Annotated in this window: 20 protein-coding genes and 1 tRNA gene; 6 read left to right on the top strand and 15 right to left on the bottom strand. The window is 26.2% G+C overall.

All coding sequences use genetic code 11. From position 1 onward, the window contains the following. Window position 1 precedes the first annotated feature (1 nt). The 9 genes from pth to C7380_RS04135 all read right to left on the bottom strand — a co-directional run bounded on the left by pth (window position 2) and on the right by C7380_RS04135 (window position 9,340). Entirely contained in the window at window positions 2–583 is a 582-nt protein-coding gene (gene pth / locus C7380_RS04175) for an aminoacyl-tRNA hydrolase (protein ID WP_109604227.1), read from the bottom strand. Beyond that, complete coding sequence (locus C7380_RS04170) at window positions 583–1,215, bottom strand: 50S ribosomal protein L25 (RefSeq protein WP_109604226.1); 633 nt, start codon at window positions 1,213–1,215, stop codon at window positions 583–585. Before C7380_RS04170 ends, pth begins: the two co-directional genes overlap by 1 nt. A gap of 19 nt (window positions 1,216–1,234) precedes the next feature. Continuing rightward, window positions 1,235–2,188, bottom strand: coding sequence for a ribose-phosphate pyrophosphokinase (locus C7380_RS04165; RefSeq protein WP_109604225.1), 954 nt, complete (start codon window positions 2,186–2,188; stop codon window positions 1,235–1,237). A 5-nt stretch (window positions 2,189–2,193) separates the two neighbouring features. Continuing rightward, window positions 2,194–3,537, bottom strand: coding sequence for a bifunctional UDP-N-acetylglucosamine diphosphorylase/glucosamine-1-phosphate N-acetyltransferase GlmU (gene glmU, locus C7380_RS04160; protein WP_109604224.1), 1,344 nt, complete (start codon window positions 3,535–3,537; stop codon window positions 2,194–2,196). 72 nt (window positions 3,538–3,609) lie between these two features. After that, window positions 3,610–4,167 carry a Holliday junction branch migration protein RuvA gene (gene ruvA, locus C7380_RS04155; RefSeq protein ID WP_109604223.1) on the bottom strand — a complete coding sequence of 186 codons (558 nt, stop codon included), beginning with the start codon at window positions 4,165–4,167 and terminating at the stop codon, window positions 3,610–3,612. 12 nt (window positions 4,168–4,179) lie between these two features. Beyond that, on the bottom strand, window positions 4,180–5,487 hold the full coding sequence (locus C7380_RS04150) for a bifunctional folylpolyglutamate synthase/dihydrofolate synthase (RefSeq protein ID WP_109604222.1): 1,308 nt from the start codon (window positions 5,485–5,487) through the stop codon (window positions 4,180–4,182). 3 nt (window positions 5,488–5,490) lie between these two features. Further along, complete coding sequence (locus tag C7380_RS04145) at window positions 5,491–8,112, bottom strand: valine--tRNA ligase (protein ID WP_109604221.1); 2,622 nt, start codon at window positions 8,110–8,112, stop codon at window positions 5,491–5,493. 34 nt (window positions 8,113–8,146) lie between these two features. Beyond that, window positions 8,147–8,596, bottom strand: coding sequence for a threonine/serine exporter family protein (locus tag C7380_RS04140; RefSeq protein ID WP_109604220.1), 450 nt, complete (start codon window positions 8,594–8,596; stop codon window positions 8,147–8,149). 3 nt (window positions 8,597–8,599) lie between these two features. Further along, window positions 8,600–9,340 (bottom strand): threonine/serine exporter family protein, encoded by a 741-nt coding sequence (locus C7380_RS04135; protein ID WP_158274776.1) that lies wholly within the window; start codon window positions 9,338–9,340, stop codon window positions 8,600–8,602. A gap of 28 nt (window positions 9,341–9,368) precedes the next feature. On the opposite strand from C7380_RS04135, the gene C7380_RS04130 reads away from it, so the two are divergent. Together C7380_RS04130 and C7380_RS04125 are read left to right on the top strand one after the other, a co-directional pair. Continuing rightward, window positions 9,369–11,300, top strand: coding sequence for a sensor histidine kinase (locus tag C7380_RS04130; protein WP_158274775.1), 1,932 nt, complete (start codon window positions 9,369–9,371; stop codon window positions 11,298–11,300). A gap of 86 nt (window positions 11,301–11,386) precedes the next feature. Next, window positions 11,387–11,461, top strand: a tRNA-Asn gene (locus C7380_RS04125). A 42-nt stretch (window positions 11,462–11,503) separates the two neighbouring features. Here C7380_RS04125 and C7380_RS04120 read toward each other — a convergent pair. The 5 genes from C7380_RS04120 to C7380_RS04100 all read right to left on the bottom strand — a co-directional run bounded on the left by C7380_RS04120 (window position 11,504) and on the right by C7380_RS04100 (window position 18,750). Next, window positions 11,504–13,273, bottom strand: coding sequence for an oleate hydratase (locus tag C7380_RS04120; RefSeq protein WP_109604217.1), 1,770 nt, complete (start codon window positions 13,271–13,273; stop codon window positions 11,504–11,506). Between the two features lie 147 nt (window positions 13,274–13,420). Beyond that, window positions 13,421–13,984, bottom strand: a complete 564-nt coding sequence (locus tag C7380_RS04115) for a TetR-like C-terminal domain-containing protein (RefSeq protein WP_109604216.1) — start codon at window positions 13,982–13,984, stop codon at window positions 13,421–13,423. 71 nt (window positions 13,985–14,055) lie between these two features. Next, on the bottom strand, window positions 14,056–14,547 hold the full coding sequence (locus C7380_RS04110; protein WP_109604215.1) for a hypothetical protein: 492 nt from the start codon (window positions 14,545–14,547) through the stop codon (window positions 14,056–14,058). 19 nt (window positions 14,548–14,566) lie between these two features. Beyond that, window positions 14,567–16,831 (bottom strand): glycoside hydrolase family 65 protein, encoded by a 2,265-nt coding sequence (locus C7380_RS04105; protein ID WP_109604214.1) that lies wholly within the window; start codon window positions 16,829–16,831, stop codon window positions 14,567–14,569. A gap of 89 nt (window positions 16,832–16,920) precedes the next feature. Next, window positions 16,921–18,750 (bottom strand): heme NO-binding domain-containing protein, encoded by a 1,830-nt coding sequence (locus C7380_RS04100; protein ID WP_109604213.1) that lies wholly within the window; start codon window positions 18,748–18,750, stop codon window positions 16,921–16,923. Window positions 18,751–19,005: 255 nt separating this feature from the next. Between C7380_RS04100 and C7380_RS04095 the strand changes: the two genes are divergently transcribed. Beyond that, window positions 19,006–19,866, top strand: a complete 861-nt coding sequence (locus tag C7380_RS04095) for a DMT family transporter (protein ID WP_109604212.1) — start codon at window positions 19,006–19,008, stop codon at window positions 19,864–19,866. Here C7380_RS04095 and C7380_RS04090 read toward each other — a convergent pair whose 3' ends face one another. Continuing rightward, window positions 19,867–20,451: a DNA-3-methyladenine glycosylase gene (locus C7380_RS04090; RefSeq protein ID WP_206050514.1), complete on the bottom strand. Its 585-nt coding sequence runs from the start codon at window positions 20,449–20,451 to the stop codon at window positions 19,867–19,869. A 444-nt stretch (window positions 20,452–20,895) separates the two neighbouring features. Between C7380_RS04090 and C7380_RS04085 the strand changes: the two genes are divergently transcribed. The 3 genes from C7380_RS04085 to C7380_RS13470 all read left to right on the top strand — a co-directional run. Beyond that, the gene (locus C7380_RS04085; RefSeq protein WP_109604211.1) at window positions 20,896–22,578 is read left to right on the top strand and encodes an ABC transporter ATP-binding protein; all 1,683 of its coding nucleotides are present in this window, start codon (window positions 20,896–20,898) and stop codon (window positions 22,576–22,578) included. 487 nt (window positions 22,579–23,065) lie between these two features. Further along, entirely contained in the window at window positions 23,066–24,334 is a 1,269-nt protein-coding gene (locus C7380_RS04080; RefSeq protein ID WP_109604210.1) for a radical SAM/SPASM domain-containing protein, read from the top strand. An 11-nt stretch (window positions 24,335–24,345) separates the two neighbouring features. Further along, window positions 24,346–25,456, top strand: a 1,111-nt coding sequence (locus C7380_RS13470) for an ABC transporter transmembrane domain-containing protein (RefSeq protein ID WP_158274774.1), incomplete at its 3' end; no start/stop codon positions are given.

The following is a 25,456-nucleotide window of genomic DNA, read 5'->3' as shown; positions in this document are numbered from 1 at the left end:
ATCAAGCGTCCAAAAAATTTTTACCATTAAATTTATTCATAACATTTTGAACATCTTCATTTAAAAGCTCTTCCAGGGCTTCACAAGCGGGATCTATTATTTTATAAATATTTTCTAATTCATTTTTAGAAAATTCAGAAAGTACATAATCTGCTAAATCCATATATGGTGGTTTTTTATTGACACCAATTCTTATTCTTGCAAAATCATCTGAATTTAAAGCCCCTATTATAGATTTAACGCCATTATGACCTCCAGCAGATCCTTTTGGCCTTATTCTCATTTTTCCTAAATCGAGTTCTACATCGTCATATACAACAATAATATTTTGTGCTTCTATTTCTCCATATTTTTTTTTGAGTTCAAAAAGTGATTGACCAGATAAATTCATATATGTAATTGGTTTAACAATTACATATTCATTAGTTTCAAATCCTTCAAAAGTCTTTGCTGATATTTTTTTATAATCTATATACCTTTTATTAAGTTCCACGAATCTGTCAACTGTTAAAAAGCCCACGTTATGTCTTGTAAAAACATAACGTGGACCCGGATTACCTAATCCAATGATTATTTTTTTCATTATTCCTCTGTTTTTTCTTCGATTACTTCTGGTTCAGCTGATTCTTCACCAGTTTCTTCGTCTTCAACAGAAACAACTTTTTTATTGATTGTTACAAGAACTTCATCTTCATCAAGAAGAACTTTTGCATTTTCAGGTATTAATTCAGCAATATCAGCAACTGTTATATGTTGATTTATTTCTAAATTTGAAACATCTATTCTTATTTCTTCAATAACATCCTTTGGAAGAATTTCAACAGGTATTTCGAATAATACAACTTCCATAACTCCATTATCTCTTGTTACACCAATTGGATCTCCTTCAACTTCAAATGGAATATTTAATGTCATCTTACGTCCTTCAGCTGGAATATAAAAATCAGCATGAATAGGCTTATCTGAAACTTTATGTCTTTGAATTGTTTTTAAAAATACTGTTATTTTTTCATTTCCAAAATCCAAATCAATTAATGAAGCTTCTGTTATTTTTTCTAACATTCTTGACATTTCTTTTTCAGCAATAGCTATATGTTTATTTTCCTTCAAAGCAGGACCATAAACTTCAGCAGGTACAAATCCTTCTGCTCTCAATACATTTGCTTTTTTCTTTAAATCTCTTTCGACTACTTCAAGATTATATTTTCTCGCCATCGTCTTTACCTCCTAAGTTTTATCTAAATAAAATACTAACTGACAAATTTTTTCTTATCCTTACAACAGCTTCACCAAAAAGTGGTGCAACTGATAATACTTTAAACTTTTCTGGCAGTTCATTATGATATACTGTATCTGTAACAACAATTTTATCAAGACGTGAATTTTGCATTTTTTCTTTTGCATCATCTGAAAAAACGCCATGAGTTGCACATGCGGTTATACTTTTTGCACCACTTTCATATAATGCATTAGCTGCACCAACTATAGATCCACCTGTATCTATTAAATCATCAAAAATAATACATTTTTTACCTTCTACATTACCTATAACATTAACTATTTCAGCAACATTATCTTTAGGTCTTCTTTTATCGAGTATTGCAAGAGGTGCAGAAATTTTTTCAGCAAATTTTCTTGCTCTTTTAACTCCGCCAACATCAGGTGATACAACCACATACTCTTCTGGATTTATTTTTGCTTCATCCAAAAAATAATTTGCAAAAACTGGGAAACTCCATAAATTATCAAGAGGTATATCAAAAAAACCCTGAATTTGTTCGGCATGAAGATCTATCGTAGCAACTCTATCAGCACCAGCTGTTGTTAATAAATTTGCAACTAATTTTGCCGTTATCGGATCTCTACCTCTTGCTTTTCTGTCCTGCCTTGCATATCCATAATAAGGAATTATAACAGAAATAGAAGCCGCTGATGCTCTCTTTAGTGCATCAATCATTATAAGAAGTTCCATAAGATTATCATTTACAGGATTAGATAAAGACTGAATTATATAAACTTCATAACCCCTAACAGTTTCATTTATCTTTACATTTATTTCTCCATCTGCAAACTTCTTAACTTCACAATCTCCTAATCTGGTACCCATGTATTCAACTATTTTATTAGCAAGAGCCAGGTTAGAATTACCAGTAAAAACTTTCATCTCAGAACGCCCAACTAAAGACATATTTCTTACTCTCCCTTCTCTCTTTCTTTTTCAAGCTTTCCCACTTTATTTATTTGTCTGGCCCTTCCAAATGCCAAAGTAGAATCAGGAATATCTTCTGTAATAACTGATCCTGCAGCTATTATAGAATTCTCTCCAACATTTACAGGTGCCACTAAAGATGTATTACTTCCAACAAATGAATTTTTACCTATATTTGTTTTGAATTTATTTTTTCCATCATAATTACAGGTTATTGTTCCCGCACCTATATTTACATTTTCTCCTATACACGCATCACCAAGATATGATAAATGTTGGGCTTTCGAGTTTTTACTCACTTTAGTCTTTTTAGTTTCTACAAAATTTCCTATTTTTACATTATCTTCTATAATAGATTTCTCTCTTATCCTACTATAAGGACCAACAGATACATTATTAAAAATTTCAGCCTTCTCACATTCAGATCTCAAAACTTTAACATTATCTCCTATTTTACAACAATTAATCCTTGTCATAGGTCCTATACAACAATCTTCTCCTATTGTTGTATCTCCAAAAATATATGTTTGTGGCATTATGACTGTATCAAAACCTATTTTGACTTCTTTATCTATATATGTACTTTCTGGGTCTAAGATAGTAACTCCATTTAGCATTAAATTATTTAAAATTTCTTTTCTTGCAATATAAGAAAGTTCTGATAATTGAACTCTATTATTAACTCCCGAAACTTCATATTTATTGTCTGTCTTAAAAATACCCACTTTTTTAAAATATAAAAAAGCATCAGTTAGATAATATTCCCCCTGCGAATTATTAGAATTTATCTGCTTTAATGCTTTTCTTAGACTTGTTATATTATAAATAGCTATACCACTATTTATTTCTTTTATTTTTAATTGTTTTTCATCGGCATCTCTGTGTTCAACTATTTTTTCAAATTCATCTTTGTTTCTCACAACTCTTCCATATCCATAAGGATTTTCAAGATCTACTGTCAATAAAGTTGCATCATTTTTTTCTTTTCTATGCTTAGATATCAAATTTTTTAATGTTTTTAAAGATATCAAAGGCACATCTCCATAAAGGATCAATAATTCTTCTCCAGTTAAAAATTCTTCAGCAGACATAACAGCATGGCCTGTACCCAAAGTTTGTTTCTGCTCAAAAATTTCAACATCATCATTTAAAATAGTTCTTACTTTATCAATTCCATGCCCCAAAACTACCGCAATATCATTAGTTAATTCTTTAGATGTATCAATAACCCAGTTTAACATAGGTTTACCCATTATTTCATGCATAACTTTTGGCTTTTTAGATTTCATCCTTGTACCCATGCCAGCAGCTAAAATTAATACTTTCATTGTACACCTCCATGTTAACATTTATATCTTTAAATAAAGTTACTGATTAGTACCGAATTGTTAATTCATAACTCACATTTTAGACAATAAAATTTTTATTATTTCTTCAGTACTTTTATCTTCTAAATTTAAAGCTTTAATGTTTTTAATAATAATCGCCCTATCAAAACCAAGAGCTTCAAGAGCATCAACAGAATCTGAAATACTGTTATCGGCTTTTTCAAGTTTTCCGATATCAAATTTATTTTTTAATTCAGAAATAAGCCTTTCCGCTGTTTTTTTCCCTATGCCAGGAAGTTTAGATAGACCTTTAACATCTTCTGAAGAAATCATTATTGCAACATTTTCTGCATCATTAGTTTTAGTTATTCTCGCAGCAGTTTTTGGTCCTATTTTTGAAACTGTTTTTAACGCTTTATAAACCGATATTTCTATTTCATCTTTAAACACATAAAAAGATGTATTCCATTCATTAATTTCAAGACTTGCATAAAAATTATAATCATCGCCCTCTTTTAAATCTTTCATTATTCTATAAGAAGGAAAGGCCTCAATTGTAAGAGGCCCTATTTCTATATCTATAAATTCATCTTCAATATTCAAAACTTTTCCTTTTATTTTTTTAATCATAAAAACCTTCCTTTATTGACAATTTAAAAAGCTTTTTATTTGTCCAACTAAATATAAAGAACCGGTAACAAAATAATAATCTGCTCTTTCATTTAGAAGCTTTTTAAAAGCCTCCGATGTATCTTCCACATAATCTATAGGATAAGATGAATATTTTTGCATTTCTTGCTGTATCCTTCGTGGATTTATAGATCTATTATTTTCTATAGATGTAACAATTATTTTATCAAAAGAACTCGGAATTTCTTTAACCATATCTTCAATATCTTTATCATCAAGTATTCCAACAAGAGCAACTTTATTCCCAAAAGGAGTATATAAATTTAATGTTTTTTTCAACATTTTTATTCCTTCAATATTATGAGCTCCTTCAAGAATTATTTTTTTACCATTATATTCGATTAATTCAAATCTACCATTCCATGAAAATTCTTTTAAACTTTCTCTAAGTTTTTCAAGATCTATTTTATAATTGTTTTTGAGAAAAAAAGATTCTATAGTAGCTAAAGCCACAGATACATTGTGTGGCTGATATGCACCATTTGCCTTAAAAACAAGATCTTTAAGTTCAAGTTTTAAACCATAATAATCTATCATATTCCAATCCATAGAATATCTTGGATTTTGATATTTAAAATTATTATTAATCTCAAAAACATATTCTGCATTGACAGTTTCAGCTTTTTTCTTTATAACTTCTTTTGGACTACCATTTATATCTCCTATTACAACATAATTCCCTTCTTTTATAATTCCAGCTTTTTCAAAAGCTATCTCTTCAAGGGTATCTCCAAGTATTTTAGTATGATCTTTTTGAATATTAGAAATAACAGAAACATCAGATTTGACAACATTTGTAGAATCTAATCTTCCACCAAGTCCAACCTCTATAACTGCCACATCTACCTCTTTATCTTTAAAATACTTCAAAGCCATAGCAGTAATTATCTCAAAGAATGATGGTGACATATCTTCATCAGAATGCTCTAAACTTTCTAATATAGGTGACATTTGATTGTATAACTCTAAAAGTTCATCATCTTCAATAAGTTTATTATCAACACTTATCCTCTCATTTATCTTTATGAGATGTGGAGATATAAAAGTTCCAACTTTAAACCCTTGAGATATAAGCATATCAGAAACAGCTTTAGTAATACTTCCTTTACCATTTGTTCCAGCTACATGAATAACCTTATAAGAAAATTGAGGATTATCCATTCTATCTATTAAAGCTTTCATTCTTTCTAAACCAAGTTTTATTTTTATATTACCTGCTTTTTTTTCATAAAGTAACTCCAAAAGTTCATTAAAATTCATATATTATAACTCCTCGTAAAGTTTCTTAACCTTACCAAGTTGATATTGACCTTCTTCTAATCTTCTTTTTGCATCTTCAACAACTTCTGGATCTGCCTTTTCTATAAAATTTTTATTTGAGAGTTTTTTATTCATTTTTTGAACTTCTAACTCAAGTTTGTCTATTTTTTTAGTTAATCTTTCTTTTTCGGCATCCACATCGATCAATTCACCAAGTGGAACATATACCTCTACATTTTCATCTACAAAAGCAGTTCCAGATTTATCTGGTTTAATAGAAACTTTATTAATATTATCTATATTTGCAAGATTCTTTATAAGATTTTTATTCAAATCTATCCATGAAGAATCTTTTAACTCTTTATACATCATATCAGTCTTTTTACTTGAAGGGATATTCATTTCTGCTTTTACATTTCTAATACCTCTAACACTTTCCATTATTTTTATATATAGATTTTCATCATTTTCAAAAACTGTTTCTTCATCATATTCTGGCCAATGACTCGTTATTAAGAGTTCTTCTTTTTCAATTGGTAATGCTTGCCATAATTCTTCTGATACATAAGGCATAAATGGATGTAAAAGTCTCAATGCATTATCAAAAACATGTAAAATAACATTCTGAGCAATCTTTTTATCTTCACCCTCTGAAAATAATCTTGGTTTAACAGATTCTATATACCAATCACACAATTCACTCCATACAAAATCATATATAGCTTTTGCTCCATGATTAAAATTAAAAGTTTCAAGAGCCTTATCTACAATTTTTATTGTTCTATTCATCCTTGTGAGAATCCATTTATCTTCAACCTTTAATTGTTCAAATGCCATATTATCAAGTTTTTCAAAATCTTTAAGATTTAAAAGTGCAAATCTTGTAGCATTCCATATTTTATTTGCAAATTTAGAATATGGCTCAAAAGATTTGTTATCAAGTTTTATATCTCTTCCTTGAGCTGCAAGTATAGCAAGTGTAAACCTCAAAGGGTCTGCACCAAATTCTTTTATTATTTCAAGAGGATCTATACCATTACCTAAAGATTTAGACATTTTTCTTCCTTTTTTATCTCTAACCAAAGGCGTTATATAGACATTGGAAAAAGGCTTATTATCCATAAACTTTTCTCCCATCATTATCATTCTCGCAACCCAAAAAAATATAATATCAAAAGCCGTTATTAATGTTGTCGTTGGATAAAACCTTTCAACATCTTCTGTTTTATTTGGCCAACCAAGAGTTGAAAACGGCCATAAAGCTGATGAAAACCAGGTGTCTAAGACATCACTATCTTGAATAAGATTTTTTGAACCACATTTTTGACATTTATCCGGAGCTTTCTCAGAAACATTTATTTCACCACAATCATCACAATACCATACAGGTATTCTATGACCCCACCAAAGTTGTCTCGAAATACACCAATCCCTTATTTCATTCATCCAATTCAAATAAACTTTTTTATATCTTTCTGGATAAAAGTTTATATCATTGTTTTCAACAGCCTTTATAGCTTCTTCAGCAAGCGGTTTAACCTTAACAAACCACTGATCCATCAAAAATGGCTCTACAGTTGTATTACATCTATAACAATGCCCTACTGCATGTTTATGATCTTGAATTTCAACAAGATATCCTTGTTCTTCCAAATCTTGTACAATTTTTTTTCTGGCTTCATATCTATCAAGCCCTTTATATATACCACCATTTTCATTTATTTTAGCATGTTCATCCATTATTTGAATTTGTTCAAGATCATGCCTTATGCCAATTTGATAATCATTTGGATCATGAGCAGGTGTTATTTTAACAAATCCCGTTCCAAATTCAGGATCTACATAGGGATCAGCAATTATCTCTATTTCTCTACCAATTAATGGCAAAATTACTTTTTTACCTATCTTATCTTTATTTCTTTCATCAGAAGGATGAACTGCCACTGCAACATCTCCAAGCATTGTTTCAGGTCTTGTTGTTGCAATAACTATAAAATCATCTTCATCTTTTATAGGATATTTAATATTCCACAAATGTCCATTTTCATCCTCATGTTCAACTTCATCATCTGCTAAAACAGTACCGCAACTTGGACACCAATTAACTATATATTTCCCTCTGTATATTAAACCTTCATTGTAAAGTTGTACAAAAACCTTGTTCACAGCTTCATTGAGTCCTTCATCAAGTGTAAACCTTTCTCTTGACCAATCTACTGAAGCTCCAAGGCCCTTTATTTGCTCTCTTATATGATCTCTGTATTCATTGGCCCAATCCCATACTCTACCAACAAAATCTTCCCTGTCATACTCTTCTCTTCTTTTTCCTTCAGTGGCTCTCAAATGTTTCTCAACAACATGTTGAGTAGCTATTCCAGCATGATCTTCACCTGGCAACCATAAAGTATCATAACCTTTCATTCTATAATATCTCGTCAAAATATCTTGTAATGTAATATTTAAAGCATGTCCAACATGTAATTTGCCAGTTATATTTGGTGGAGGAATGACTATAGTAAACGACTCTTTTCCTTTATTATTTGGCTCAAAAGCTCTCTTATCCTGCCATATTTTATACCATTTATTTTCTAATTCATGCGGTGTATACCTTTTTCCTATATCCATCTACGAATCCTCCTCATACTATATAAAAATTATATTATTTTTTCTTATTAATAAATTTTTGAGATTTAAGTTTATTACTTATCAAATCTGCAACATTAAAAGAAGCTGCAATTCCTATCACTATACCAAAAGCAGCAACAAAAGTTTGATATGCATAACTTGAAGCTTCTTCAAGATTTCCCTGTATAAAATATTGAAATGTAAAAAAAGCAGTTGCACCCGGCACAAGTGGTATTATTCCAGCTGTAATAAATGGATGAACGTTAGTATCAAAAATTTTTGACATAACATAAGAAGTAAAACCAACACTCAAAGAGGCAAAAATTATTCCACTTTCAAAGCCATAAGCTTCTTTAAAGACCTCATAAAAAAACCAACCTATAGCTCCAGTTAAAGCCGCAAAAGGTATATGTTTTTTAGGTGTATTAAAGATAACTGCAAAAGACCCTGTAGCTAAAAAAGAAAAAAATACTCGAATCCACATAAATTACCTCCAGAATGCTGCGGAAATACCCGCTCCCATAACAAGAGCTCCAAGAACAAAAATGGCTTCTAACAACTTAGAACTTCCTGAAACCAAATTTCTGTCTCCAATCTCCATTATACCATTAGTTAATAACAAACCAGGAACAAAAACCATAACAGCTCCAGCTAAAGTTGGAAAAGGATTTATTGAATAATACAAAGATAATATTTTTATCAAAGTATGAAGTAAAAACCCTGCCATAAAATCTTTAAAAATTTTATTTTTAATCCTCATAGTTAAAAGATATACTATAGTACCCACAGTACCTGAAGCAATACCTTCAAAAAATCCTCCTTTAAAAACAAATGAAAATGAGAAAGATGCTATAAAAACTGCTATAATATTTATAGGCATAGACCTTATGATCTTATTCTGTTCATACTTAAGTATCAATATATCATCTCTAACAAAAGATATAGGAGGCGTCTCGGAAATCATTTTTTTAATAAGATTTTCCCATTGTTCAAGTTTATTAAAATCTATTGAGGTATTTTGAATTCTTTCTATTCTCGTTATAGATTTTCCTTTTTTATCAACAACGGTTAAATATATTACAGTCCCTATAGAAGCTATTTGTACTTCTAAATTATATGCAAGAGCCGCATCTGATATATATTTTTCTATTTCTGTTGCATTAGAACCATGATAATACAATTGTCTTGCTAATTCTAAAAAAACGTCAACAACTCTTTCTAAATGCATATAAATACCTCCATAAGGATGTGAAATGATGATAGAAAATTTTTCGAAAAAAATCATTAAAATAATAAACTATAATTTTATTATATACTCATTAATTTTAATAACAACTATTTTTCTTGTTACATATGGAATTATAAAGCAAAATGTTCAAAATAATCTGAATATTTTATTTAGAAATAAAGAAAATATTATTAATAATGTTTTCTTAACAATGTCTGATGAATTTAGAAACTATGTGACTGAAAAACCCAATTCAATTCAAACTCTTGATTTCATATATAACACAAAAACTGATAAATATCTATACAAAAACTTTTTGGAAAAAGAAGAAAAAATATCAAATATAAATTATTCACAATCAACAATAAAATTAGATAAAAAAGATTATCTAATATCTTATCAATACTTTCAAGGTGATAAATATATATATGGAATAAATATAAATCACTTTATAAATATTTTAAACAATGAAAATGAATTTGGAAAATACTATGTAATACTTAGAATCAAAAACGATATTTATTATCCTTCTGGAATAATTTTCAAAAAAAATATAGATAATATTTTATCTGAAAATATAAAAAGTATAAGACTAAACTATGAAAGATATGAAATAAAAAGTTCATCAAATAATTTTATATCTTATTATGTTTTAATAAATTCTAATATATTAGATCAATTCAAAGATTTTATAATATTTATAGCTATATTTTTTATAATATTATCTTTTATAATAATAAAAATGATCAGTGCATATCTCGATAATCAAATAAAAACACCCATTAACACTATAGTTGAAGGTATAAAATCTATAAGAATGAAAAATGAAAAAAGTATAAATTATGACGGAAATGATGAATTTAAAATGATAAGTAAAGAATTTAACTCCCTATACAAAAGTCTCGACACAACTATAAACGAGTTAAAAATATCAGAAACCAATGCAAAAAAATCTTCTGAATTTAAAAGCAATATATTAAAAATATTATCACATGAAATAAGAACTCCTTTACAATCAATAATAGGTTATTCTTCACAATTAAAAATAAACACTTCAGAAGAAAATAAAATGATGTTGGAAATGATAAAAAACAGTTCTTATGACCTTTTAAACAAGTTTGAAAGACTTCATGAAAGGGCAAAAATAGAATCAGAATCAGAAAATGATGGTCCAAAATTAAATATTGAAAAAATTGATATGATCAACTTTATAATGACAGTATCTTCTAAATTTGAATCATTATGTGAAAAAAAATCTTTAAAATTCATCTTAAAAGTAATGAATGATCCAGAAGAAATTTTGATAGATAAATACAAAATAAAAAGAATCTTAGAAGAGATTTTAGACAATGCAATAAAATTTACAGATGATGGTCAAATAGAAGTAATAATAGATAAAAATAAACAGGATACTATAATAACTATAAAAGATGATGGTCCAGGAATAAATATAGAAGATATGGATATACTATTCGAAGATTTTTTTCAAACAGATAATTATTTAAAAAGAAGAAGAGATGGACTTGGAATAGGTTTATCTATATCAAAACATTATATAAAAATGCATGGTGGATCTATAAAAGTAAAAACCCCTGAAAAAGGTACGGAGTTTATTATAATAATTCCTTCAAAAATAAACAAAGAAAAAATAGAAAATTTTAACTTTAAAAAGGATATAGAAAAATCATTCTCAAAATATGAAATATTACACTCTGAAAAAGCTACTAAAAAAGATTATAAAAAAATAATAAATGCTCTAGAAAGAAAAATTTCTATATTGAACAATGAAGAAATAGAAAATGAATCTATAGTATTATATGAAATAGAAAATTTAAGCAAAGAAATAGAGTTAAATGGTTTAAATTCACTAATAAATGAACTAATAAAAAATAATTATGCAAATAAAAAAGAGTTATATGAAACATTATATAACAATATAAGATTTCAAAACTACCTATAATATTAAAAAAAATTAATATTTTCGTTACCTAAATTTGATTGTCAAACAATTGTTTTAGTGATATAATCTTCTTCGGAAACAAAAGATCCGGCTTAGCTCAGCGGTAGAGCGGATGGCTGTTAACCATTAGGTCGGGGGTTCGAATCCCTCAGCCGGAGCCATAAAAAAACCTTCTTTGATTTAAATCAAAGAAGGTTTTATTCTTATATCAAATTATATTCTTTTAAAAGATCTTCAATTACAGTACCAGCTATCTTACCTTTTATTTTCTTAATTGCAAGTTTTGCTTCAAGAGAAAGTCCCGCATCTGTTATTTTTTTACCATCTCTCATCTTTGATGTTGCATCAAGCAAACATCTAACATCATATTTAGAGCCATAAACTTCCGGTACTCCACGATCTATATTCAATAAAGTATAAACAGCTTCCATAGCAGTTCTTGTAGAATATTCTATTGTAAATACTGTATCACGTGGTGTTTCTGTAAATTGACCAATAAATGCAAAATTAGTACATCCATCTGGTACTACATTTGGTCTATCTCCTTCAGCTCTTGGTGCAAAATGAGCCGTTATATAAGGCATCATACATGGAATACAATGAGCTCCAGTTTCAGACATTTCTTCAATTTGATCTTCAGGTACTCCAAGATGATACAACCACTCTTGAACTATTTCTTTACCTGTACAATCTTTCATAGACTTCTTTATATAATTGCCTGGAACATCTGTCAATAAAGAATAAACCCATACAACAATTTGATCATCAGGTTGTGATTTAAAATGAGGTTGACGATTTACAGTCCAACTCATCAACCAATTGGAATCTTTAATCGTAACAATACCACCAGTAACGACTTTACCGCTAAATGGATCTCTTTTTGATATTTTTTCTATGTATTCTGGTATTCTTTTGTCTAAAGTTGTAACTGTGGCTGATTCCCAATTTGTTTCTTCTATACTATTACAAAATTTTTCTGGACGACCAAACACTGAATCTTGTGCTGCAATATTTTTCCAAACTTTCCAAGAATTACCTTCTGAATAATTTATTTCTGGTACATGGTCATCATCACCTAGTGTTGAATTATCAACTATACTACCATTAGTTACAAATACAAGATCATCTTCTGTTAAAGATATTTCATCGTCTCTTCCATCACGTGTACAAATTATTTTTTTTGCCACTTTTTTATCTTTATCAATATCAAAAATAACATTTGTAACGGCTACATTGTATTGAAAATCAACACCATAACTCTTTAAATATTCCATCAAAGGCAATACAAGAGATTCATACTGATTATATTTTGTAAATCTTAAAGCCTTAAAGTCTGGAAGTCCGCCAACATGATGAACAAATCTTTTTATATATCTCTGCATTTCAAGCGCACTACTCCATTTTTGAAATGCAAACATAGTTGACCAATACAACCAAAAATTAGATGAAAAAAATTCTTCTGAAAAAACATCATTTATTCTTTTATCATAAAGATCTTCTTCACGCATAAAAAATACTTTCATTATTTCCATAGAGGCTTTTTCTGAAAGCTCAAATTTCCCATCAGTATGAGCATCTTCACCTCTGTTTTCTGTAGCTCTCATCAATGAATAATTTGGATCATGCTTATTTAACCAATAATATTCGTCTAAAACACTTATACCTTCCGTTTCAATTGAAGGAATTGAACGAAACAAATCCCATAAACACTCAAAATGATTATCCATTTCACGTCCACCACGACTTATAAAACCTTTTTGTGGATCATTTATACCATCTAATGCTCCCCCTGAAATATCAGATTCCTCAAGTATATGAATATTAGAACCTTTCATTTGACCATCACGAATTAAAAATGCAGCTGCTGACAGTGATGCCAATCCTGAACCTACTAAATATGCTGATTTTTTATCTACTCCTTCAGGTTTTTCTGGACGAGCAAATGCTTCATAATTCCCATTACTATAATACATAAAAAAACCTCCTTTTTTCGCTTCATATTTAAAACATCTCATTCATTTTTATTATAGCAATGTGATCAAATTATTACTACGGTCAAATACAAAGCAGTGTCCGATTTTTGGACACTGCTTTGTATTTGATTAATAAATTTAATTTTATTAGGGTAATTTCTTACTTCTTTTAAGGGATTCAGATATATTGCCATCAAATAAAGCCCCTATACGTCGAATTATGATTTCAGGTTTTTCAACCATACCATCTGCAATCCAATGAAGTACCATATTAGTGAGAGCACTTTGATAAAATGAGGCAATAATCTTCTTATCTCTGTCACTCGCTTGAATATTTTTATTTATATCTTCTACATATCTAAACATAACATTACCTGCAATAGTATAAAGATATCTTTCCAATTCTTCTCTATGTATTGAGTTAAAAACATGATAAATTGCTTTTTTATTTTCTAAAGAAAACCTCGCAGCGAATATAAAACTCTCTTCCCAAGATTGAGTTTCATTATATTGAGCTATAACATCTTCTATTTCGCTTTCAAATATCTCTCTAAGAACGGAATATAAATTCTCATAATAATAATAAAATGTTTTTCTATTAATTTTACATTTATTAACTATATTTTTCACTGTAATCTTATCAAATGGCTTTTCATTTAGCATTTGAACAAAAACATCACGTATCATTTTCTTTGTATACTGTTGAGCCATCTTTTTCACTCCGTTTCATTCAAGAAATAGATATAATGAATATAGTTACTTTGAGATATTCTTTAAACGATTTATCTATTTTCTTTTTTCATATTTAATAGTATCAATACTCCAAGAATTACAAGCCCTGCACCTATCAAAGAAGAACCTACTTTAGTTCCAGCAATATTTATCATCAAAAAAACAAATGAAACACCCGTTAATATATAAACAGGTATCATAACCGCTCTATTTTTAGAATGATATGCAAGTTGAAAAAGCCCTACAGCTGGAGCAAATATAAATAAAGGCCATAATGTATCCATATATGAAAATCTGGTAAAGGCATTAAAAAAGAAAAAAATTCCCAAAAATGTTAATATTCCACCTGGAACAAGTATCCCTGGATCTTGTCTTCTATTACCAAAATAACTAATTTCAAAACCAAATCCAGCCAACAAAATAAATAAAGGCCATATATACTCCCAGATATTTACATTTATATATCCTCTAAAAAATATTAAAAGCCCTATAAATATGAAAATTATACCGTATATAAATTTCATAACTCCATTTTGATTCATACTAATCCCCCTTTTTAATTCATCTATTTTTTAACTTATATGAACTCTGTAAAAGTATATGTTTATTAAAATGATATATATTGACAGGATCTCCTTTCTCAAGAGAATATTTTATATATTGTTTATCAACTTCTACTTTTATTCTTCTTGATTTATATAAGATTTTAAAAGAATATTTTTTCCAAGCTTTAGGCACTTTAGGCTCAAAATATATATTATCATTATACACTTTCATGCCTCCAAACCCCATAGTCAAGCCTAACCATGTACCAGCCATATTGGCTGCATGAATTCCATCTTTAGTATTCCCATGATGATTATCCAAATCAGTCCTTGCAGTCATCATAAAATAATTATAAGCTTTTTCTAAATATCCTATATAATTTGCGGCAATTGAAAATATACAAGTTGAAAGTGAAGAATCATGAGTTGTTATTTTTTCATAATAATCATAATCCTTTTTTATTTGTTTCTTATCAAACTTATAATTCAAAAGAACTTCTGCAAGTATTAAATCAGCTTGTTTACAAACTTGATATCTATAAAGAACAAGTGGATGATAATGTAAGAGTAAAGGAAAATTTTTTTCTTTTTCAAGATCCCATACAGGTTTACTAAGAAAACTATCATCTTGTGCATTGATTTGAAGTTTTTTATCATATGGCAAAAACATATTTTCAGATGCATTTATCCATTCTTCAACTTCTTCTTCCATCAAGTCTATTTTATTTATAAGTTTTATAAACTCTTTATTATAATTTTTTTTCAGAAAATTATAAACATAAACAGAAAACTTAAGACTTTCACTAACCATTATATTTGTATAATAATTATTATTAATTATAGCAGTATATTCATCAGGCCCAGTAACACCATTTATTCTAAATTCTCCATCTATAAAAAATCCCGTATCCATCCAAAGTCTCGAAGTCTCAAAAAGTATTTCAGCTCCAAATTTCACCAATAAATTTTCATCATTTGTACTTTCAAAATACCTTTTTATAGATATTGCTATATCACAATTTATATGATACTGTGCAGTACCAGCTGGAAAATATGATGAACATTCATATCCATTTATAGTTCTCCAAGGATACAAAGCTCCTTTTTTATGATTCATTTGTAAAGCTCTTTCTTTAGCTTTATCTAAGGTATTATATCTAAATTCAATCAATTTTTTAGCTATTTCAGGATTTGTATATATAAAAAATGGAAGTATATATGTTTCAGTATCCCAAAAATAATGTCCTTCATATCCTTCACCAGTCAATCCTTTTGCCGCTATATTTGTTATACCATCTTTACCCGTTGAATTAAGTATATGAAACATATTAAATCTTATTCCTTGTAAAAGTTTATCATCACCTTCAATTTCAACATTACAATTATTCCAAAAATCGCTATAATATTTCTTTTGATAATCCAAATAATAATCATATCCATTTTCATAAGCTTCCTCTGACTTTTCTTTTAAATATTCAAAAAGCTTAAAATTTAAACCTCCTAAAGAATAAAACGCATTTCTAATTATAGAAACACTCTCATTTCTTCTCAAATTAAAATCAAATATAATACTTGAAGAATCATCTTTAGAATAATATCTTTTTCTTGTCAAATCTCCTTTTAAAATTCTATGTTTCAAATAAACACCATATTCTTTTTTACTTCTTTTTGTTCTTTGATATATATATAAATCATCATCTAAAGTTTTGTTTTCAATAGTTTCAAAAACCGTTTCAGAAGTGCTTGCAACTCTTGGATCATCAGGATTAGAATAATTTCTAATTCCTCCATCCAAAATAGATTCAAAAGACACTTTCACACTTCCATTCAATGGAATTATATTATACTTATAAAATATTAAACCCTTTTCCTTAAAACTCACAAATCTTTCAAAAATTAATCTTATAATCTTACCCTGAGATGACCTCCATTTTATTTCTCTCTTTAAAATCCCTTCTCTCATATCCAAATTTCTTTCATATTCTATTATTTCACCCGTGTTTAAATCAAATTTTTCATCATCAAAAAAGATATTCACTCTTTTTGTATTTGCCACATTGACCATAGTTTGTCCTTGACTTGGATAGCCTTTGAATTTTTCTCCATATTTTATATCATTTAATTCATAAAATCCATTTATATATGTTCCATCATGTCCTATAATATTTCCTTCATCAAAACTCCCTCTAATACCTAAAAATCCATTTGCAAGGGCAAAAATTGTCTCATTTTTAATATAATCATCTTTATTATAGTTTTTTTCTAAGATATTCCAATTCATAAATTTTTTCCCCCTTTTTCTTATATATATATTATACAAAAAGTATGGTAATTATACAAAAAAAAGACCACTAAAAGTGGTCCAAAAAATTAATATCTTATATTAGAAAACTTATTCGTAAATTCTTTTATAAAAAATTTTGATTTTTCAAGACTATCAAATATGCTATCTAGACGAATAATAAATTCTTTTAATGAACTATACATTTCTTCTGAAACAGCCGAATTTTCTTGTGATGTTGCCATGAGACTCTCTATATTTATGGCAGTTTTTTGAAGTTCTTCTCCTTCTTCCAATAAAGTATCAAAAACATTTTTTACTTCTAATGAAAGATGTTCAAGCTGAATAGTTTTCTCTGCACTCTCTTCAACAGATTTACTAAGATTATCTGCTTCTTTTCTTGATTTATTATACTCAGAAAGTATACTTTCTGTTAGATTATTAATTCTATCTGAAATATTAACTATTACTTTAGAAATATCAGAAGCCGATCTTTTAGATTCTTCGGCAAGATTTCTTATCTCATCAGCAACAACGGCAAACCCTTTTCCCAACTCTCCAGCTCTAGCAGCTTCTATTGCTGCATTCAATGCAAGTAAATTAGTTTGTTCTGCTATAGAAGTCACAGAATCAATTACTTTAAGAGTATTGAGTGTATCTTTTTGAACCTCTTTACTCTCACTCATCAAAATATTAAATCTTTCTGTCATTTCAATAATTTCATCTGAAGAATCTAAAACAATTTTATCATTCTTTTTTAAAAGTTCTATACTTTTCAAAAGAGTATCAGAAATGCTATCTCCTTTACCGAGAATATCATTTATCTTTTGAGAATTATTATTAATAATAGAAGATATATCTTGAGAATCATTTGAAATAAGTTCTGAACTTTTCTTCACTTCTCCAACGAGTTCTTTTAATTCTTGAGTATCTTCTTTTATGTTTTTAGAATAATCTACTATATTCTCTGTGAAATTTTCTATCTGATCAACATCGACCATCATTTCAGTAAATATTTCTTGATTTTTTCTTCTAAAATTATTAACTTTTTTATTATTATCATTTATGACTTTATCTCCATATATCATTACTGGATCTTCAAAATTAAATTTAGCCATATTTTCAATACTTTTATTTATTATTTTTTCAAAAGCATTTTTATATACAAGAAAAATTATATAAAAAAAAGTTGATATACTGAAAGAAAGAAATATAGAAATTGGAATAGACTCTATGAAGGATTTAAAAACGTAGGATATAGAAAAATAATTTATAATAAAACTAATAAATAAAGAATACATATACATGATAAAGCTTCCCTTTTTCGACGAAAGACCTGGAATTTTAAAAAATTTCAAAATTATACTTTCTCCATATTGCTTTGAAGCTTTTAATTTTACTTTTAAATAAGAACCATCATCATTATTTTCTTCAATAATTTCATACTCTATGGGATCTTCAAAATGTTGTGATGCTCCACTCAACATTCCAAGAAAATAATAATTAAGGTATTTTCTTTCACTCCTATAAACGACATAAGCACTATTTTTATCTATATACTCAAAATCTATTTTAGGTGGTTTAGAGCCTTTTATCCTTCCAGCAATAGATTTATGTACAAAATCCATAACAGACATAAATGATAATATTCCTTTTTTCTTAAAAAAAGGTGCATACATCTTATAGAAAGTATTAACATTCTTAGTTCCAGTTTCAAATAAAAGATCTTTCAAAGGTTTTTTTGTTTTAATACTCATTTTATCAAGAATTTTATATATTATACTATCTTCTAAATCTTTTAATACAGATTTTCCATTTTCAGAAACAAGTGAAAATTCTTTTAGAACCTCTTTAACAAGGTTTTGACCATATATTTCTTCCCATGTTTCTACCCAAGCTTTAAACATAATCTCTTTCATATTAACACCTCTGAAATTTTCTAAATTTTATCTTCACACAACATTAATATGTTATATATATTTCATTAAATAAAAACTAAATTAAGATGTACAAAAAGTTAAAATTGAACACCAAAATTTAAATTAAGGTAACGAAAATCAGAAAATTGCAAAGTTTAAACAAAGACATATTAAATAGAAAGCTTTATTCACTTAACAAGAGATTGACAAAAAAAGTCTATAATAAAATTAGTTATATATTATAAGAGGTGAATTATGGATAATAAAAAGAAAGCAGTACTTTTAATGTTATTGTCATCACTCGCATTTGCTTTTATGGGAGCATTTGTAAAACTTGCAGGAGATCTTCCAACATTCCAAAAAACATTTTTTAGAAATCTAATAGCCGTAATAATAACGGGCTTTATAATATATAGAAAAAAAGAAAATTTTTTTGGAAAGAGAGAAAACCTAAAATTTTTAATAATCAGATCAGCATTAGGAACTCTTGGAATGATATCATTCTTTTACAGCTTAGATCATTTATTACTTGCAGATGCTTCTATGATAAACAAATTAAATCCATTCTTTGTAAGTATCTTTGCTTACTTTCTTTTAAAAGAAAATTTTTCAAAAATACAGATTCCTACATTAATAATAGCTTTTTTAGGCGCTCTAATGATAATAAAACCACAATTCAATTTTGATATACTGCCAGCCATTATAGGGCTTTTTGGAGCAATATTCTCAGCCGGTGCTTATACAACAGTCAGATATCTTGGAAATAAAGAATCTTTCTATACTATAGTATTTTTCTTTTCATTTTTTTCAAGTATAACTACATTACCAGTTATGATAATTCAATACAAACCAATGACATTATTTCAAATATTAATAATGCTTTTAGTGGGAATATCTGCTGTAATAGGTCAATTCACTTTAACAATTTCATACAAACTTGCTCCAGCAGGTGAAATATCTATATTAAATTATACGAATGTTCTTTTTTCAGGAATAATTGGATATTTTATGTTTGATTCAATTCCAGATATACTAAGTCTTGGTGGATACTCATTAATAATAATAGCTGCTTTAATAATATATTTTCATACAAATAAAAAAAATAAAAAAATATAACTATTTTTTTGATACAAATTCATTATCTTTTATATAAAATCTCCAGAGTTTATCTTTAAACTCTTCAGAATAATCTATATTTATCCTTTTGGACTCCACCACTTCAAAGGCTTTATTTCCTCTTCTCAAATATAAATCCTTGGAGTCCAAAAGGTCATAACCATCAAAATTCTTATCTATTTTATAAGCCATACATAACTTTCCAGGTCCATTACTTATATCTTTTACTTTCTTAACATTTCTTATTCTCTTTAAAAAATCTAAATGATTTAAAGGTTCTACCCCTCTTATTAAAACTGCTTGAGGATCATTTTCCTTAGAACACACTATATTCATACAATAATACATTCCATATATCATATATACATAGATATGCCCTCCACTTTTGTACATAGAAAGATTTCTCTTTGTTTTTTTCCCCTCATAAGAATGACAAGCCTTATCTTTTATTCCACAATATGCTTCTGTCTCGACTATCTTAAATTCAAAGACAAAGTTATCTTTTTTCAAAACTAAAATATCCCCAAGTATATTCTTAGCCGTATATAATGCATTATTTAAAAAATAATCTCTATTTTTTATCAAAACAACACCTCCAAAAATATCTTCATTATATTTATTTTAATATAAAATCTAAACAAAAAAAACTAAACATAAAAACAACCTTAAATTAATTTTAAAAAAATATTCTATTTTCGAAAACAAATGAATTCATTAAACTTTGAAATACCTTTAAATTCTATTTTTTAAAGATATTATTTTTATCTTATTAAAAAATAGTGCCATATTCAAAATATTCAATAAAAATAAAAAAACAAAAACTCTTTATTAATAATGATTTTGAGTATTTACAAAATCACTTGACTACCATATAAAATTATGTATAATTTTATTAACAATACTTAACATGGATTAAACTTAATCAATGAAAATAAATTTCTATTAACTTTAGAAATTGTTGTATCTAAAAATTTTATAAATAGAAAAAAGAGATATAAATTCTATTATTAATATGTGGAGTGAAATATCTTGAATAAAAAAACTTTTAAATTTTTTTTGAATCTTATAAAAACAAATATAAAATATCAAATTTCATTATTTACTCTTGGATTATTTGAGATTTTTTTTACATTAATAATTCCAATAATGCTAAAAGTTCTTTTTGATAATATAGGAGAATTTGAATTAAAAAAAATCATATTATATTTAATATATATTTTAATAGCTTCAACTTTGAGTATTTTAATAGAAATAATATCTGGATATATTAGTAACATTTCAGAATCTCTTGCTGGAGCTCAATTAAAAGAAAAAATACTGATAAAATCTTTAAATCTTCCATTCTCTTATTTTGATAAAAATGGAAGAGGTAAAATACTATCAATAGCTATTTCAGATACAGAAAAAGTTGGACGTTCTATATCAGCATTTTATGCTATATTACTTGAAATATTAAATTTTATAATAGGTATAATAATAATTTGGTCTTTTAATTATATCTTTGGAATAATGGCATTATTATCAACCTTATTATATTATTTTTCTATGAGTGGTTATATAAAGAAATTACAAGATTCATCAAGATCTGAAAGAGAAGACTATTCAAAAACTATTGAAATATTTAGAGATACTTTAGATGGCTCACAAGAAATAAATATATATAATTCAAAAAAATTTTTTATATCAAAAGTTAAAAATTTTATTCAACAATGGATATCAAAAGTTAAACCACTTGCAAAGTACCAAACTTTAAACTATGGAATACAACAGTATCTTTCAACGCTATTACCATTATTGTTTCTCGGTTTAGGATTAGTATTAATAAAGAAAAATTTAACCTCAATAGGTGTTGTTATAGCGGTCTTTTCTTATCTTGGTACTTTATACAATAATATAGAAAGAATATCTTATATATGGAATTCCACTTTAAAAACTATTCCTATAGCTGAAAAAATAATTGATTTTTTCAATTTAACAGAAACAAAAATGAATTATGATTCAAGTATTTCTTTTAAAAAGATAAATAAAGTAGAATTCAAAAATATTAATTTTTATTATAAAAAAGATCATCCTATATTAGAAAATATAAATTTAATAATTCAAGAAAACCAAAAAATAGCTATAGTCGGGCAAAGTGGAAGTGGAAAATCTACTTTAGCAAATATCTTATTAAAATTTATATATCCCCAAAATGGTGAAATATATATAAACAACACGAATATCACCAATATTTGTGTAAAAGAATTTGAAAGAAAAGTACTTTATACAGGCTCTAATCCTCACATATTCCAAGGAACAGTATATGAAAATATAACGATGGGTATAAAAACTGAAAAAGAAAGAATAACTGATATTCTTAACATATGTGGATTAAATCTATCATTAGACAGTTTTATAGGAGAAGGATTTGGAGATTTATCATTAGGTCAAAAACAAAGAATAGGCCTTGCAAGAATTTTTTTAAGAAATCCAGATATAATCATTCTCGATGAAGCAACTTCTGGAATAGACTCTATATATGAAAAAAATATTATGAATAAATTATTATCTCTCAATAGCATAATAATAATACTTTCCCATAGAATATCTACAATAAAATACTGTGAAAAAATATTCGTATTAAATGATAAAAAAATAACCGCTTCTGGTTCTCATGAATATTTAATGAAAAATTCAAAAGATTATATAAATATTTTTAAAAATCAAATATAATTTTCAAATAAAAATTATATCAATTTAAAGTTATCAGAAATTAACTTAAAATTAACTAAAAAAAAACATTCCATTTTTAAAAATAAATTAATTTTTCAAACTTTGAAATACCTTTAAATTCTATTTGTTAAAGGTATTATTTTTATTTTAATAAAAAATAGTGCCATATTCGAACTATTATTTAAAAATAAAAAAATAAAAATTCTTTATTAATGATAATTTCAAATATTCGTAAGACAACTTGACTACCATATAAAAATATGTATAATTTTATTAATAAACCTTAACGAAAAATGGGGGTGAAAATTATGAATAAAAAGGTTCAAGTAATTTCTAGACCAATAAACATATCTGGGGATAAAAAAGATAAAGTTGAACCAGGAAATGGTAATTGTTTTGGCTGTTAAACTATAAGGTGCTTAAAAGCACCTTATAGTTTTATATAAATATTATAAATAAATATTTTATTGAGTATTGGAGGTTTATCATGAAAATTTCTAATTATAATGTAATAAAAAAAGTAAATAATAATGATTACATTTTATGTAATTTATTATATAAATCTATAATAATCTTTTCTTCAGATATAAAAAACGAATTATTAATAAATTTAAACTTTCCCAATAAAAAAATTTCTAAAGATTTATTGAATATTTTATCTGAAAATAAATTTTTAATTGAAGATAATTTTTCAGAAGAATTTTTCATAAATAATTTGATATTAAACAAAATAAAAAATAATGATACATTAAATTTAATTTTATTTTCAACATTAAATTGTAACTTTGAATGTAGCTATTGTTATCAACATCATAAAAAAATAAATTTTGATTCTTATAATATAAATTCAATATTTAAATTTATTGATTTAAATATAAAAGATAAAAAAACTTTAAATCTTTCTTGGTTTGGTGGCGAACCCTTATTATCATTAAATAAAATTAATGATGTAAATTCTTATATAATTAATAATTATTCAAACATAAAATTTAATTCATCAATTGTCACAAATGGATATATTTTATCAAATAAAATAACTAAAAATCTAGTAGAAAATTTAAATATTAAATTCTTTCAAGTAACTCTTGATGGTAATCAGGAGACTCATAATAAAAATCGTTTTTTAAAGATTAATAAAAATGTTAATACTTTTAAAGTAATTTTTGAAAATTTAATAAATTTATTAAAAAATTATAACAATATAATCTTAACTTTAAGAATCAATATTTATAGTGATATGAAAACAGAAAATCTAAATTTTTTAAAAAATTTCTTAAATTATAAAAATAAAATAATAATAAGTTTAAATCCTATTCATAAAAATCCAGAAAAATCTCCTGGTTTATTAGAAGAAAAAACAATAATTATAAAAAAAATAATTAATTTTTATTTATATATAAAAAATTTAGGATTTAATGTAGATCATTGGTTTTACGAAGATAAATACAATTCTTGTAAAGCAGGAACAAAAAACACTTACTTTATTTTACCTAATTCTAAATTAATAATATGCACAGGAACAGATTTTAACGAAAATAATATTATAGGCCAAATAAATAATGACGGTAACTTGTTTTTTTATAAACATAAAAATACCTTTTCGGAAAAATTGAGTTTAGATGATGAATGCAAAAAATGTAAAGTTCTTCCATTATGTCTTGGAGGTTGTAATTATATAAAAGAAATTAAAAAAAAGAAATCATGTATACCTCAAAAATATTTTTTAGATGATTATATTAATTTATTAAATTATTAAAGGAGTTTTTTATGAAAAATAAATTTATAATAAATACCAAAAAAGAATTTGAAAATCTTATTTGGATGTCAAAAAATTTAAATAAAAAAGAAAAAATTATTTTCACAGTTTTATTTTTTGGTGCAGCCATTGTAATTGGAATTAATCTATATATTCCATTTATATATAAAGATTTGATTTCAAATTTAGAAAATAAAATGGCCTTAAATTTAATTTTATTGTTTGGAATACTCTACACTTCAAGTTTAATATTAAATTATATATTAGATTATATATCTTCTATACTTTCTTATAAAATAGAAAAATCTTATAAAGAAAAACTTTATAAAAAAATATTTTTATCAAAAGAAAAAACTATTAAAAAAGATGGAAGTTCATACTATTCAGAAATTATTTCAACGGATACACAAAGAGCTTCTCAATCATTAAACTTACAAAGTATAAACAGTTTATTTTCAATATTGATATCAATAACAGCGATAATAATATTATCTTTTATAGATATTGTATCTTCTTTTATTTCAATAATATATTTTATTATTTATATATATATCTTTTTGAGGCCTTCTATGGAAAAAAATAAAGGTAAAATACCTGGATTTGAAGATTATAGTAATTTAATGGAAAGTTCGAGAAAATTAATTAGTTATGTTAATGATTCTTTGGAAGGAAGATTAGAAATAAAATCAACTTTATCACAAGACTATGAATTAGAAAAATTTGAAGAAAATTCGCAATCTATTTATTTAGGATTTAAAAGAATTTGGACAAAAGAATTATCAAATTTTTTATTTCCTTTCAATTTTTTAGATTATATTTATTATTCAATGATATTTATTTGGTTTTATATTTCTTATATTTTAAATAAAAGCATTGGTATTGATCAAATATTTTTTATATTAACTTATATAGGTATAATAAATTCTAATATAACTCCTTTTATGAATTATCTGTTCAAAAATAGAAACTTCTTTTCTCCTTCAATAATAAAAATTAAAGATATTTTTGAATTTAATGATGAAAGAAAAAATGAAGAAGAAAAGATAGTAGAAAATATAGAAGAAATAAAATTAGAGAATGTAGATTTTTCATATACCGATAAAAAAATTTTGAATGATATAA

Origin of the sequence: Oceanotoga teriensis, assembly GCF_003148465.1 — a bacterium.
GTDB lineage: Bacteria > Thermotogota > Thermotogae > Petrotogales > Petrotogaceae > Oceanotoga > Oceanotoga teriensis.
The sequence above is the reverse complement of the archived record's forward strand: the minus strand, read 5'-3'. Positions and strand labels throughout refer to the sequence as shown.